Raw genomic sequence first — 14,017 nt, forward strand, 5'->3', positions numbered from 1 at the left:
TGTGTCAGCTCTGCTTCAGTTTCGGGTCCAGCGCGTCCCGCAGGCCGTCGCCCATCAGGTTGATGGCGAGCACGGTGACGAGGATCGCGAGGCCGGGCAAAGTGACCACCCACCAGGCGCGCAGGATGAACTCGCGCGCTTCGGCGAGCATCGTGCCCCATTCCGGCGTCGGCGGTTGCGCGCCCATGCCGAGAAAGCCGAGTGCGGCGGCGTCGAGGATGGCGTTGGAGAAGGCGAGCGTCGCCTGGACGATCAGCGGCGCGAGGCAGTTCGGCAGGATGGTCACGAACATCAGCCGCAGCTTGCCTGCGCCTGCGACACGCGCCGAGATGACGTATTCGCGCTCGCGTTCCGCAAGCACGGAGGCGCGGGTCAGCCGCACGAAATGCGGCTGCAGGATCAGCGCGATGGCGATCATCGCATTGGTCAGGCCCGGGCCGAGGATCGCCACCAGAACGAGTGCCAGCAACAGTGACGGAAAGGCGAGGATCACGTCCATCACGCGCATGATGGCGGTGTCGATCCAGCCGCGGAAGAAACCGGCGATCAGTCCGACGATGACGCCCACTGACACGGAAAGCGTGACGACCACGACGCCGATGAAGAGCGAGAAGCGCGCGCCGAAGATCAGGCGCGAAAAGATGTCCCGCCCGAGCGCGTCCGTGCCGAGCGGATAGGCCCAGGTGCCGCCTTCCATCCATGCCGGCGGCCACAACAGCGCCTCGCGGTTCTGCAGGCTCGGGCTGTGGGGCGCGATCAGCGGCGCGAAGACCGCGAGGAAGACGACGACTGAGAAGACGACGAGGCCGATCACGGCCCCCTTGTTCTGGCTGAAATAATACCAGAATTCCGACAGCATTGCCCTGCGCATCGCGCCGGCGCTGACCGGAGCGGATGTCGGGGCGGCGCTGTCCGCCTGTTGCGCTTCGGTATGGGTCACGGGAGACTACCTCCTGATGCGCGGATTGATGAAGCCGTAGAGCACGTCGACGGCCAGATTGACGATCATGATGACGCTTGCGATCAACAGCAGCCCGCCCTGCACGACCGCGTAGTCGCGCTTGCCGACGGAATCGATCATCCACTTGCCGATTCCCGGCCAGGAAAAGATCGTCTCGGTCAGGATCGCGCCCGTCATCAGCACGCCGACCTGCAGGCCGATCGTGGTCACGACCGGAATGAGCGCGTTGCGGAGCGCGTGCAGGCCGATGATGCGCTTGGGCGCGAGGCCCTTCGACTTTGCCGTGCGCACATAGTCCTCGCCGAGCACTTCCAGCATGGCCGAGCGTGTCTGCCGGGCGATCACCGCCAGCGGGATCGTCGCCAGCACGATGGTCGGCAGGACGAGATGGCTTACGGCGGAGGAAAAGGCGCCTTTCTGGCCGGAGAGCAGGCTGTCGATCAGCATGAAGCCGGTCACCGGCTCGAAATAATAGAGCAGCGAGATGCGCCCCGAGACCGGCGTCCAGCCGAGATAGCCGGAGAAGAAGATGATCAGCAGCAGGCCCCACCAGAAGATGGGCATGGAATAGCCGGTCAGGGCCACGCCCATGATCGACTGGTCGAACCACGAGCCGCGCTTGACCGCGGCCAACACGCCGGCGGGAATGCCGATCGCGACCGCGAGGATGATGGCGCAGAACGACAGTTCGAGCGTCGCGGGAAACAGCGCGAAGAACTCCTGCAGGACCGGGCGCTTGGTGACCAGCGAGGTGCCGAGGTCGCCCTGCAAGACGCCCAGCACATAATCGAAATACTGCACGACGATCGGCTGGTCGAAGCCGTAGAGCGCACGCACCTGCTCGTAGCGCTCAGGTGTCATGCCCCGTTCGCCGGCGAGCAGCAGGATCGGGTCTCCGGGCAAAAGGCGGATGAAAGCGAAGGCGACGATCGAGACGCCAACGAATGTCGGGATGATCAGCGCGAGCCGGTAGAGGAAAAATCGAAGCATGGCGGCGGGCTCTGCCTGATTTTGTTGGGCCGATCAACCGGCCAGTTTCGCCTCAAGGGCGAAGGAAACGATGCCCGGAGCGTGGCTCCGGGCATCGCGGTTTCGACTTACTCGGCGATATCGACGCCTTCGAAATTATGGCCGCCAAGCGGGTCCATCTTGTAGCCGGTGACGCTGGAGCGCATCGGCATGTGGACGACCGAATGGGCGATGGTGGCCCACGGCGCTTCGCGTTTGAACACGACCTGGGCTTCCTCGTAGAGCTTGGCGCGCTCGTCCTGCGAACCGCTCTTCGCCTTCATGATGAGGTCGTTGAATTCCTCGTTGCACCACTGGGCGCGGTTGGCGCCGCCGACGGCGTCACAGCCGAGCAGCACGGCGAGGAAGTTGTCCGGATCGCCATTGTCGCCGGTCCAGCCGAGCAGCACGGCACCGTCGCGGTCTTCCGCCTTGGAGCGCTCGAGATACTCGCCCCACTCATAGGAGACGATCTCGACCGTCACGCCGATCTTGGAGAAATCCTCCTGGATGACTTCGGCCATGCGGCGCGCATTCGGGTTGTAAGGACGCTGCACCGGCATCGCCCAGACCTTCATCGACAGGTCGGTGACGCCTGCTTCCTCGAGCATCGCCTTCGCCGCATCCGGATCATACGGGTCGTCCTCGATGGAGTCGTTGTAGGACCACATCGTTGGCGGGATCGGGTTCTTGGCCGCCTGGCCGGCGCCCTGGAACACCGTGTCGAGGATCGCCTGCTTGTTGATCGCCATGTTCAGGGCCTTGCGGACCTTGGCGTTGTCGAACGGCGCGACCTTGGTGTTGTAGGCGAGATAGCCGACGTTCAGGCCTTCCTGCTCCATCACGGTGATGTCCGAATTGTCCTTGAGCGACTGGACATCGGCCGGGTTCGGATAGGGCATCACATGGCATTCGCCGGCGAGGAGCTTTTGCTGGCGCACGGCGTTGTCGGTGGTGATGGCGAAGACGAGATCGTCGATCGGCTGCTTGCCGGCATAGTAGTCCGGGAAGGCCTTGTAGCGGATCACGGCGTCCGGCTGATAGGCGACGAACTGGAACGGCCCGGTACCGACGGGCTTCTGGTTGAGGTCGGACTTCGTGTCGGACTCGATGAGCTTGTCGGCATATTCCTTGGAGACGACGGAGGCGAAGTCCATGGCCAGGTTCGCGACGAACGGCGCTTCCGGACGCGTCAGCACGAACTTGACGGTCATGTCGTCAACCTTCTCGATCGACGAGATCAGGTCCGGCATCGACATGGCGTTGAAATATTCCCAGCTCGCGCCTTCGACATAGGAGAAGTACGGGCTCGCCTCGTCCATCTGCCGCTCGAAGGTGAAGATGATGTCGTCGGCGTTCAGGTCGCGGGTCGGGGTGAAGAAGTCGGTCGTGTGGAACTTGACGCCCGGACGCAGCTTGAAGGTGAACTCCAGCCCGTCGTCGGAGACTTCCCAGCTCTCGGCGAGGTCCGGAACGACATTGGTCGTGCCCGGCTCGAACTGGACGAGGCCGCTATAGACCGGCTTGGAGGAGGCGTCGAAGGTCGTGCCGGCCGTGTAGAGCGCGGTGTCGAAGCCTTCCGGAGACCCCTCCGAGCAATAGACCAGCGTTTTCGCGCTGGCGGCGGTCGCCAGGCCCGATGCGAGGATCGTCGCAGCGAACAGCTTGGTGATGGTGCGAAGTTTCATGGTTGCTCCCGTGTTTGACGCTTTAACGTTTAAGCGGTCCGTCGCGCCAAGGACGAAACCGCAAAACGGCATTCCTGCGGAATGCGGAAGCGCAAAGCAAAACCCGAAAGATCGGTCTTGGCAATATGTCCCGATCAGATTCTTTGTCCATTTGATAAAAGCTGCAATCCGCGCGTCCACAGTCTCACCGGTTGAGAAGCCGAGGCGGTGAGGCGTAATGTCGAGGCCGGCAGGGTTTTGCTGTCTCACTCCGCTGGATGGAGGGCGGCGCGCCTCAAATCCTCCCCCGTCAGGCCGCCCGGCATATCGCCTGCGAAGACGCTCTCCACCAGCGCGACGATCCTTTCATTGACCGGTGTCGCGGTGCCGGTCTTGCGCCCGAGCGCGACGATTTCGCCGTTCAGCCAATGGATTTCGGGCTGCCGCCCGCGCGCCAGGTCTTCGGCCATAGACGATGTCGCATCGTCGTCGAGCTTCAGCATCGAGCCGGCGAGCCGCAGGAACAGCCAGTCCGGCAGGTTGAGAACGGCCGGGAGCAGGGCGGGGCCGACCTTGCCGACTTTCGCCGGCCGGATGCCGGCCTCTCGCAGCACGAGGAGGGCCTCGCGGATGGAGGCCGCAAGCACCTGGCGATAGGCTCGTCTGGCCAATTGTTGCTTCAACGGAAGCTCCGAGAGAGCGTTGACCGCGTTGTTGAGGTTGAGGATCAGCTTGCCCCATTGCACCGCGTCGATCTCGGCCGATTCTTCCGTAATGACACCTGCATCGTTCAAGTGACGGACAAGCGAACCGGCGCTGGGATCCGCCTCGATGACGATCTCGCCCTCGGTGCCGCAGTGAAAGCGGCTGGATCCGATCTGCGCGACATTGAAGCCGACCATGCCGGCAAGGACGCTGCGCGGTGCAAGCGCGTCTCGCAGCCGGGCGGCGTTGGAGACGCCGTTTTGCAGGCTCACCACCAGGGCGTCGGGCCTGGCGGCTTTGGCGAGCGCGCGTGCGGCGGTCTCAGTCGCGTCGCTCTTCACGCAGACGAGGATGACGTCGCAGTCACGCAGGGCCGACGGATCTGTGGAGAAACTGACATCCTCCGGCGCCGCGCGCTGTTCGAGGCCGTCGAACCGCGTCAACACGATGCCGCCGGAGAGCCGCTCGGCCATGGTCTCGCGGCCGACGAAAATGACGTGCAGGCCGGCCGCCGCCAGCATGCCGCCGACATAGCAACCGACCGAGCCGGCGCCGAAAATTCCGATCCGCACGGGCCTCGCCTCCTCCATGCCGTTTCGACGCCAAGGGTGACGCCGGGGCGGTTTTCGTCAAGTCCCGGAAGATTGCCGCAGGTCTCGACGCTGTGCGGTCAATTTTCCCCTTCACCTCGGCGGCCAAAACCGGTAGTGGATCGACATTGCGAGAGACGGCGAATTCCGGAGAAATCCATGACCGAGAAAACCAATCTTCCCAAAGTGGTAACGGTCTTTGGCGGCTCGGGCTTTGTCGGTCGCCATGTCGTCCGCGCCTTGGCGCGCCGCGGCTACCGGGTGCGCGTCGCCGTCCGACGCCCCGATCTTGCCTTTCATTTGCAGCCGATCGGCGATGTCGGCCAGATCACGGCAGTGCAGGCCAATCTGCGCCATCGCTGGTCGATCGAGCGTGCCGTCGAGGGCGCCGATGCCGTCATCAACCTCGTCGGCATCCTGTTCGAGAGCGGTCGCCAGTCATTCCCGGCCGTGCAGGAATTCGGTGCGCGCGCCGTCGCTGAAGTCTGCGCCGAGGCCGGCCTGCCGCTGGTGCACATGTCCGCGCTTGGCGCCGATCCGAAGGCCGAGGCCGACTATGCCCGCTCCAAGGGACGCGGCGAGGACGCGGTTCTGTCCGCGCTTGGCGACCAGGCGATCATCATGCGGCCGTCGATCATTTTCGGGCCGGAAGACGGTTTCTTCAACAAGTTTGCCGATCTGGCGCGCTTCTCGCCCTTCATGCCGTTGATCGGCGGTGGCGAGACGAAGTTCCAGCCGGTCTACGTGGGCGACGTCGCGGAGGCCTTCGCCCGTGCGATCGACGGCGAGATCGCGGGCGGCAAGGTTTACGAGATCGGCGGGCCCGAGGTTCTGACGTTCCGCGAATGCATGGACGAGGTCCTGCGGGTGACCGAGCGCAAGCGCTTCATCGTGACCGTTCCGTGGTGGGCGGCGCGCATTCAGGGCCGTATTCTCGGCCTTCTGCCGAAGCCGCTTCTGACTGTCGATCAGGTCACGCTCCTGAAGAGCGACAATGTCGTCTCCGATACGGCCGAACTGGACGGGCGTACCCTGAGCGGCATCGGTATTCGCCCGGCTGCGCTGGAGGCGATCCTGCCCAGCTATCTGTGGCGCTACCGCGAGACCGGCCAGTACCGCAATCCGGCCTCTCCCACCGAGAATGGCGGCACCGCCTAAGGGCAGCTTTCCTTTGGACGTCACCTTTCTGCTTCCCGACACCATCCCGGCGTCGGTCGCCTTCGGATTTGTCGCGCTCAGCTTCTTCACCTCAGCCCTGACGGCTGCCGTCGGTCTCGGCGGGGGGCTGGTGATGCTGGTGGTGATGGGGTTCTTCATGCCCGCCGCCGCGCTCATACCGGTCCACGGACTGGTTCAGTTCGGCTCCAATTTCGGACGGGCCTGGCACCTGCGCCGGCACGTCCTGCTGCGCGCGATGGCGCCGTTCGTCATCGGCGCCATTTTCGGGGCGATGCTGGGCGGGGTCGTCGTTGTCGATCTGCCTGATCTCGTCTTGAAGACCGCGCTCGCCGCCTTCGTCATCATCCTGACCTGGATCAAGCTGCCCGCCTTCGTCAACGCGTCGTCGCCCTATGTGTTCGCGATCGGCGGTTTCGTGACGACGGCGGCCTCCATCTTCCTCGGAGCGACCGGGCCGCTTGTGGCGGCCTTCACCAGCCGCGCCTTCGACGACCGGCACAACATGGTCGCCAATTTCGCGCTGGCGATGACAGCGCAGCATCTTCTGAAGGTGGTGGCCTTCGGCGCCCTCGGCTTCGCGCTGGCGCCCTGGCTGCCCCTGGCCGCCGCCATGATCGCGAGCGGCTATCTCGGCACGCGGGCGGGCGCGGTGGTGCTGGATCGCACCGGCGAGGCGCGGTTTCGCATCACGCTGAAGGTCGGCATCACGCTTCTGGCGCTTGAAATGGCGCGCCGGGCCTGGATGTAGGTCAGCCGACCAGCCAGAGCCCGATGAGGCCCGCCGTGCCGACGGCGATGCGCCACCAGGCAAACAGCGAAAAGCCGTGTTTCGACACATAGTCGAGCAGATATTTCACCACGAAGGCGCCCGCGATGAAGGCGGTGACGAAGCCCGCTCCGATGATCATCGCGTCGTCGAGTGTCAGCACGTCGCGGTTCTTGTAGAGGTCGAGCACGAAGGCGCCGGTCATCGTCGGCATGGCGAGGAAGAAGGAGAACTCGGCGGCCGAGCGCTTGTCCGTGCCCATCAGGAGCGCTCCGGCGATCGTCGCGCCGGACCGGGACGTGCCGGGCACCATCGCTAGGCACTGGCAGAGGCCGATCTTGAGGCAGAGGCCGAGCGGATATTCCGTCACGTCGGTGTAGCGCGGCTTCAGCGGCAGCCGGTCGATCCACAGGAGGATCACCCCGCCGACGATCAGCACGATGCAGATCAGGAGCGGCGTCTCGAACAGCACCGTCTTGATGAAGTCATGCGCCAGCGCGCCGATGACCGCGGCGGGCAGGAAGGCCAGCAGGATGCCGCCGACGAAATGCTGTGTCTTGCGGTCCTTCGGCAGGTTGACCGCCAGTTGCCACAGCCGGGTGAAATACACCGTCAGGATGGCCATGATCGCGCCGAGCTGGATCAGCACCTCGAAGGTCTTGCCGGTTGATTCGAAGCCGAGGAAATGGCCGGCCAGGAGAAGATGCGCGGTGGAAGAGACGGGAACGAATTCCGTGAGCCCCTCCAGAATGCCAAGGAGGAGCGCTTCGACGATCGTCTGGTCAGCCATGTCAGAAATCCGGTTCAACGCCGCGCCGTGGCGGCCTCAGGGTCAGCGTGGCCCGCAGATACACGAAAACCGAAAGGGCTGGCCAGCGCGAAAGTCGACCATGTTCTACAGAGGAAGTGCGCTTGTATCCTTTAGGGTCTGCAGCACGATCGACGTCTTCACGTTCTGCACCGCCTCGTGCGGCAGCAGCGTCTCGTTGACGAAGTCCGAGAGACCGCGCAGGTCGCGTGTGACGACCTTCAGGATGTAGTCCATCTCGCCGGTCAGGGAGTGGGCTTCCTGCACCTCGGGCAAGCGCGCCATCAGATCCGCGAATCGCGCCGAATTGTTGCGATTGTGGGTCGCCAGCGTCACCGAAATGAAATTCACCAGGCCGAAGCCCGCCTTCTCGCCGTCGACGCGCGCATGGTAGCCGGCGATCAGCCCGTCGCGTTCCAGCCGCGATCGGCGACGCGAGCATTGCGAGGGCGACAGGTGGATGCGCTCGGCGATGTCGTTGTTGGTCAGCCGCGCGTCCGCCTGCAGAAGCGCAAGGATTTTGCGATCCGTCGTATCCAGCCCAATCTCCGACACGAGAAATCCTCCATGGATGCACGATGTTTGCATGATCGTGATCCAACGTGCATCAAAATGCAAACACCTTGCGGCCTGTCCGCGCTATTCTGTCGCAAGCAAGCGATGGAGAGCAGCCATGGGACCGTTTCCGCATCACGCACCGCAAGCCGAGATTTCGGCCGACAATCCGGCCGGCACGGACGGGTTCGAATTCGTCGAGTTCGCCCATCCGGACCCGAGCGAACTGGAAACGCTGTTTGCGCGCATGGGCTATGTGCCGGTAGCGCGTCACAAGACGAAGAAGATCACCGTCTGGCGCCAGGGCGACATCAACTACATCGTCAATGCCGAGCCGGGCTCGCATGCGATGCGCTTCGTCGGGGAGCACGGCCCTTGCGCGCCGTCGATGGCGTGGCGCGTGGTCGATGCGCAGCACGCCTTCGATCACGCCGTCGCCAAGGGCGCGACGCCCTATCAAGGCGAGGACAAGACGCTGGACGCGCCGGCCATCGTCGGCATCGGCGGTTCGCTCCTCTATTTCATCGACGCCTATGGCGAGAAGGGCTCGGCCTATGATGCGGCGTTCGAGTGGCTGGGCGAGCGCGATCCGAAGCCCGAGGGCGTCGGCTTCTATTACCTCGATCACCTGACCCACAACGTCTATCGCGGCAACATGGACACGTGGTGGGACTTCTATCGCGAGCTGTTCGGCTTCACCCAGATCCACTTCTTCGACATCGAGGGCAAGCTGACGGGGCTGGTCAGCCGCGCGATCACCTCGCCTTGCGGCAAGATCCGCATTCCGCTGAACGAATCGACCGACGACAAGTCGCAGATCGAGAGCTATCTGAAGAAATACAAGGGCGAGGGCATCCAGCACATCGCGGTTGGCACGGAACAGATCTACGACGCTACCGACGCGCTCGCCGCCAACGGCCTGCAATTCATGCCCGGACCGCCGGACGCCTATTACGCGATGAGCTTCGACCGCGTGCACGGCCATGACGAGCCGGTCGATCGCATGAAGACCTACGGCATCCTGATCGACGGCGAAGGCGTCGTCGGCGGCGGGGAGACGAAGATCCTGCTGCAGATCTTCTCCAAGACCGTCATCGGGCCGATCTTCTTCGAGTTCATCCAGCGCAAGGGCGACAACGGGTTCGGCGAGGGCAACTTCCGCGCCCTGTTCGAATCGATCGAGCGCGAGCAGATCGAATCGGGCGAACTGGCGGTCGAGGCCGCCGAATAGGCGCACGCCGCCGATCCGGTCGTCAGGCCGCAATCATCCGGTTGTGGCGGGAGCGCAGGAAGATCGTGGCGATGATCGCGATGTTCAGGATGTTCCAGGCGATGCCGTTCAGGAAGGCCATCTCGTAGGAGCCGGTGAGGTCGTAGATCCAGCCGGACATCCAGCCGCCGAGCGCCATACCGGCGATGGTCGCCATGATGACGAAGCCGACGCGGGCGCCGGCTTCCTTCGCTGGCAGGTATTCGCGCACGATGAGCGCATAGCTCGGCACGATGCCGCCCTGCGACAGGCCGAAGACAAGGCTGACCATGTAGAGCGAGACCAGCCCGTCATAGGGCAGGTAGAGGAAGAGCGCGATGCATTGCAGGGTCGAGCCGATCAGCAATGTGCGCACGCCGCCGAGCTTGTCGGCGATCAGGCCCGAGACGAGCCGCGACACCACGCCCCCCATCAGCATCAGGGACAGCATTTCCGCGCCCGCGACCGGGCCGTAGCCGAGATCGACGCAGAGCGACACCAGATGCACCTGCGGCATCGACATGGCCACGCAGCAGCCGACGCCGGCGAGGCCGAGCATCCATTGCAGCGTCCTCGGTGAAAAGCCTGTGGCCGGCATTTCCTCGACCACGCTATCACCCGTCGCTCCATGGATCGCGGCGACCGGCGGCCGGCGGCGCAGCAAAAGCGACAGCGGAATGATGCTCGCCACGATGACGATCGCAAGAACGGAGTAGGACGCGCGCCAGCCGGCGTCGTGCTGCAGCGAGTTCAGGAGAACCGGCCAGACGACGCCGGACAGGTAGTTGCCGCTCGCCGCGATGGCGACGGCAATACCGCGCCGACGGTGGAACCAGTGCGAGATGTCGGCAATGAGCGGGCCGAACCCGGCCGCCGTGCCAAGGCCGATCAGAAGCTGCGCCGCCGACAGGAGGTGAACGGAGGGGCTGATCGCGGCGAGGCCGTAGCCCGCGCCCAGCGTCAGTGCCGAGCCGGTCAGCGCGATGGTGATGCCGTAGCGGTCGACCACGCGCCCGAGAACGAGATTGCCGATGGCGAAGCCGATCATGGTCACGGTGTAGGGGACCGAGGCGGCGGCGCGCGCGATGTCGAATTCGGCCTGGACGTCGGGCATGACGACGACGATCGACCACATGCCGACATTGCCGATCGTGGCGATCAGCAAGGTGAGTGCCAGGCGCTTCCAGGCATAGGCGCTGTCGGGGGCGGGCGTTGATTGCATGGCGCGACGCTATTGCCGCGCGGTGCATTTGTCTAATGGCTTTTCGGGGGCTCGGACAGGTGCGTCGGGGCGGGCCTTCAGAAGCCCATCCGGCTTCCCACCGCTTTGAGCGCGGCCAGAAAGGCGAGGCTCAGAAATGCGCCGCTGACGATCAGGACAGCCTGCGATGTGCCGTCCCCAAACGGCAGGCGAAGCGACTCCGAGACATACAGCCCGAGAAAGCCGCCCGCGATCAGGATCACCGCGTTCAACAGGACGCCGAAACCGTCTTCGCGCAGCACGCCGTCCATTGCGACGCCGACGAAATAGGCGCCCGCCACCCCGATGAAGAGGAGGAACAGGAACATCGTCGTATCGGTTCCATAAATCATGCCGAAACGCCTCCAGTTCGCTTTCCGGTATAGTTGCCGTCACGTGAGAATGGCATGGCCGTGTGAATGTCCGGTTTCCCGGCCGCGCTGATTTGTCGGCTCGCATGCCGCAATTTGTTAAGACACGCCGCCTATCGATCGCCCCGGAACCGTTGGTGGCGGTTTTCCTAGAATTTTATCGTCCCGATAAGAGCGAATTTCACCGGGCGTGTGGTTGTTATGACACGCGGACCCGGACGCATCGGCGACGGGCAAAGAGAGATGCGGTGACACAACGCTTGTTCAAACGGCTGAGGCGGCTACCGGTCTGGTTCCAATCCATTCTGGTCACGGTGTTGGCCATCGTCGGCGCGGATGCGCTGACTTTTGCCTTCTACTGGTTCTTTTTCCAGGACCGGCTCTTGCTCGACCTGGTCCTCACCGCGATCATCACGATCGCGGTCGCGACGCCGATGAGCCTCGTGTTTCTCGACCAACTCACCAAGCTTGAAGCGCTGGTGTCGGAACTGCGGCATGCCAGCCGGACTGATCATCTGACCCGCATCGCCAACCGCCGCGAATTCATGAGCACGGTGGGGCCGGCGCTGCTGGAGGTCCCCGACGCGGGCAGCGCGGGCGCGCTGCTGTTCATCGACGCGGACCGGTTCAAGCATATCAACGACACATATGGCCATGCGGTGGGCGACAAGGTGCTCGTCGCGCTCGCGGAGCAGATCGGCGACTGCATTCGGCGCCAGGACATCGCCGCGCGGATCGGCGGCGAGGAATTCGCGGCCTTCCTGATCGATGCCGACAACATCCAGGCCCATCGGGTGGCGGAGCGCATCCGCACGAAGGTGTATGGCATCGGCACGCGGCTTGGCCTGTCGTCAGATGCGGTGAGCGTCTCCATCGGGATTGCCATTCACGAGCCGGGCGAGGATCTGGAAAGCGTTCTGCGCGAGGCGGACCGCTCTCTCTATGTCGCCAAGAACGAAGGCCGCAACCGGATCGCCGCCAACAGGATATTGTCGTCGGCGGCATGATTTGAGCGACGGCTCAAGGCTCCCGCCTTCTTTCTCAGCTACCCGCAAGATCAGGTCGCCCGAGGGGCGACGCCTACCGTCCGTCGTCGCACCCGGGCTCACCGAGCGTGGTGTGGTGTATACAAACGGCGGGTCCACATTCTTCCACGCAAGCAAAAACGCCCGCATTGCTGCGGGCGTTTCGTATTCTCGTTCGTGATCCGTCAGGATCAGTTGATGCGCCAGGTCAGGCCTGCCGTGAAGGACTGCACGTTGGAGTCCTCGGTCCGGGTGAAGCCCTGCAGGGCGTCGCCGTAGAGTTCCTCGTCCGTCCACTTCGTGTTGCGGTATTCCAGCTTGGTGGAGAGATTGTCGGTGAGCATGGTCTCCATGCCGATACCGTAGGTCCAACCGTCACGGTCATAGGAGTAGGACAGCAGCTCTTCGGAACCGAACGCGCCGGTGCCGAGGGTCAGGTCCGCATCCATGCTGGTACGGGTGTAAGCGCCGAGGCCGTAGAACAGGGTCTTCGGATTGAGCAGCACACCGGCGCGACCACCGACGGACCAGCTGTCGCCGGTCTTCAGCGTGTAGGTGAGGTCGCCCGAGCCGGTCACGTAGCCGTCATCGCAGTCATCCGCGCCAGGGCCGGAATTGCCGCCGGACTTGTAGCCTTCCAGGCAGTAGTCGCCGAACAGACCGACCTGCGACTCAGCGTTGGAGAAGGTGTAGTCGGCGAGCACACCGGCAACGAAACGGTTGCCGAGCTGCATGTCGTAGCCAGCCTCGAGACGACCGACGAGACCTTCGCCGCCGAAGTCGATGTCGCCGCCAACGGAGAAGATGTCGACCGGGCCGACCTGGATCAGGCCGCCGAGCGTGTAGTCGTGGAGTTCGATGCCGGCATTGTGGCGAACCGTCGAGAAGCCGCCGGACGCACCGACCGAGAAGCCGGTCCAGTCAACGGTCGGGATTGCATCGACAGCTGCCTGCTGCTCGGCGCTGCCGCCGCCGAAGCGGTACGACAACACGCCGCGGATCGTGTGGACAGTTGCGTCATCCCAGGTGCTGATGCCTGCTTCCGGGCCGAGCGGGTAGGTGTCGCTGTTGTCCCACCGCGTACGGCGATATTCCATCTTCATCGACGTCGAGCCGCTGATCAGCGCTTCGATGCCGCCGCCGACGGTCCAGCCGTCACGATCGTAGTCGTAGGACACGAGCGGCACGGTTCCGGTGGGCAGGGAGGTCAGCGTCAGAGCGCCTTCCAGATGGGTGCGGGTGTAACCGCCCAGGGCGTAGGCCAGCGCGCCTTCGTTGGCGACCATGCCGACGCGGCCGAGGACGCTCCAGCTGCTCTTGGCCGACAGGGAGTAATCGATGCTCGGATCGTCATCGACCGTCGCGGTGTCGCAGCTGTCAGGGCCGTTCGGATCTTCGTAGCAGACCTCGCCGTTGATGCCGGCGGTCGCGTCGATGTCCGACCAGGTGTAGTCGCCCTGGATACCGAGAACGAAATTGCCGACCTGGACATCGTAGCCGCCTTCGATCGTGCCGAGGTAGCCGTCGCCTCCGGCGTCGATCATGGCGCCGATGGAGAAGATATCGACCGGTCCGACCTGGATCAGGCCGCCCGTCTCGTAGTCGTAGATCTCGGCGCCCGCATTGTGCGCCACGCCGCCGAGGCCGGCACCGGCGCCGAGATGGAAGCCCGTCCAGTCATAAGCGCTCGGCGGCGGGGCCAGGTCATCCGCCGCGTAGGCGGCGGTGCTGGACAGCAACAAGGCCGAGATAACTGCAAATTTCGTTCCGCGCATGGAGAACTCCCCTCCGAATCATAACCCTAAGTGAGGTCAAGTTATCGAGTCCGGGGTGCATGTATCAACCTCAAGAACTTGCCGGCGGTGAAAAAGTCGGAGTCTGTGTCTTTGCGGT

The 14,017-nt window shown here is 64.1% G+C and carries 13 protein-coding genes; 4 read left to right on the forward strand and 9 right to left on the reverse strand.

All coding sequences use genetic code 11. From position 1 onward, the window contains the following. Window positions 1-4: 4 nt before the first annotated feature. The 4 genes from MRY80_RS08275 to MRY80_RS08290 all read right to left on the reverse strand — a co-directional run bounded on the left by MRY80_RS08275 (window position 5) and on the right by MRY80_RS08290 (window position 4,913). Window positions 5-871, reverse strand: a complete 867-nt coding sequence (locus MRY80_RS08275) for an ABC transporter permease subunit (RefSeq protein ID WP_293290466.1) — start codon at window positions 869-871, stop codon at window positions 5-7. 75 nt (window positions 872-946) lie between these two features. After that, a complete protein-coding gene (locus tag MRY80_RS08280; protein WP_293289917.1) occupies window positions 947-1,951 on the reverse strand; it encodes an ABC transporter permease subunit in 1,005 nt (334 codons plus the stop codon). Between the two features lie 107 nt (window positions 1,952-2,058). Further along, complete coding sequence (locus MRY80_RS08285) at window positions 2,059-3,657, reverse strand: ABC transporter substrate-binding protein (protein WP_293289919.1); 1,599 nt, start codon at window positions 3,655-3,657, stop codon at window positions 2,059-2,061. Window positions 3,658-3,902: 245 nt separating this feature from the next. Continuing rightward, on the reverse strand, window positions 3,903-4,913 hold the full coding sequence (locus MRY80_RS08290) for a 2-dehydropantoate 2-reductase (RefSeq protein ID WP_293289921.1): 1,011 nt from the start codon (window positions 4,911-4,913) through the stop codon (window positions 3,903-3,905). A 177-nt stretch (window positions 4,914-5,090) separates the two neighbouring features. Here MRY80_RS08290 and MRY80_RS08295 point away from each other — a divergent pair, with 177 nt between their 5' ends. Both MRY80_RS08295 and MRY80_RS08300 read left to right on the forward strand, forming a co-directional pair. Next, window positions 5,091-6,089, forward strand: coding sequence for a complex I NDUFA9 subunit family protein (locus tag MRY80_RS08295; RefSeq protein ID WP_293289923.1), 999 nt, complete (start codon window positions 5,091-5,093; stop codon window positions 6,087-6,089). Window positions 6,090-6,102: 13 nt separating this feature from the next. Continuing rightward, entirely contained in the window at window positions 6,103-6,858 is a 756-nt protein-coding gene (locus MRY80_RS08300; RefSeq protein WP_293289925.1) for a sulfite exporter TauE/SafE family protein, read from the forward strand. A 1-nt stretch (window position 6,859) separates the two neighbouring features. Here MRY80_RS08300 and MRY80_RS08305 read toward each other — a convergent pair whose 3' ends face one another. Together MRY80_RS08305 and MRY80_RS08310 are read right to left on the reverse strand one after the other, a co-directional pair. Continuing rightward, complete coding sequence (locus MRY80_RS08305; protein WP_293289927.1) at window positions 6,860-7,666, reverse strand: undecaprenyl-diphosphate phosphatase; 807 nt, start codon at window positions 7,664-7,666, stop codon at window positions 6,860-6,862. 105 nt (window positions 7,667-7,771) lie between these two features. Then, window positions 7,772-8,239, reverse strand: coding sequence for an Lrp/AsnC family transcriptional regulator (locus MRY80_RS08310; protein ID WP_293289929.1), 468 nt, complete (start codon window positions 8,237-8,239; stop codon window positions 7,772-7,774). 118 nt (window positions 8,240-8,357) lie between these two features. Between MRY80_RS08310 and hppD the strand changes: the two genes are divergently transcribed. After that, the gene (hppD, locus tag MRY80_RS08315) at window positions 8,358-9,470 is read left to right on the forward strand and encodes a 4-hydroxyphenylpyruvate dioxygenase (protein WP_293289931.1); all 1,113 of its coding nucleotides are present in this window, start codon (window positions 8,358-8,360) and stop codon (window positions 9,468-9,470) included. Window positions 9,471-9,492: 22 nt separating this feature from the next. Here hppD and MRY80_RS08320 read toward each other — a convergent pair whose 3' ends face one another. Together MRY80_RS08320 and MRY80_RS08325 are read right to left on the reverse strand one after the other, a co-directional pair. Further along, the gene (locus tag MRY80_RS08320) at window positions 9,493-10,710 is read right to left on the reverse strand and encodes an MFS transporter (protein ID WP_293289933.1); all 1,218 of its coding nucleotides are present in this window, start codon (window positions 10,708-10,710) and stop codon (window positions 9,493-9,495) included. Window positions 10,711-10,787: 77 nt separating this feature from the next. Continuing rightward, window positions 10,788-11,081 (reverse strand): hypothetical protein, encoded by a 294-nt coding sequence (locus MRY80_RS08325; protein ID WP_293289935.1) that lies wholly within the window; start codon window positions 11,079-11,081, stop codon window positions 10,788-10,790. A gap of 266 nt (window positions 11,082-11,347) precedes the next feature. On the opposite strand from MRY80_RS08325, the gene MRY80_RS08330 reads away from it, so the two are divergent. Beyond that, a complete protein-coding gene (locus MRY80_RS08330) occupies window positions 11,348-12,106 on the forward strand; it encodes a GGDEF domain-containing protein (protein ID WP_293289937.1) in 759 nt (252 codons plus the stop codon). 209 nt (window positions 12,107-12,315) lie between these two features. Here MRY80_RS08330 and MRY80_RS08335 read toward each other — a convergent pair whose 3' ends face one another. Then, on the reverse strand, window positions 12,316-13,899 hold the full coding sequence (locus MRY80_RS08335; protein ID WP_293289939.1) for an outer membrane beta-barrel protein: 1,584 nt from the start codon (window positions 13,897-13,899) through the stop codon (window positions 12,316-12,318). Between the last annotated feature and the right edge of the window lie 118 nt (window positions 13,900-14,017).

Source organism: Oricola sp. (assembly GCF_022763245.1).
In the GTDB taxonomy this organism is placed as follows: Bacteria; Pseudomonadota; Alphaproteobacteria; order Rhizobiales; family Rhizobiaceae; genus Oricola.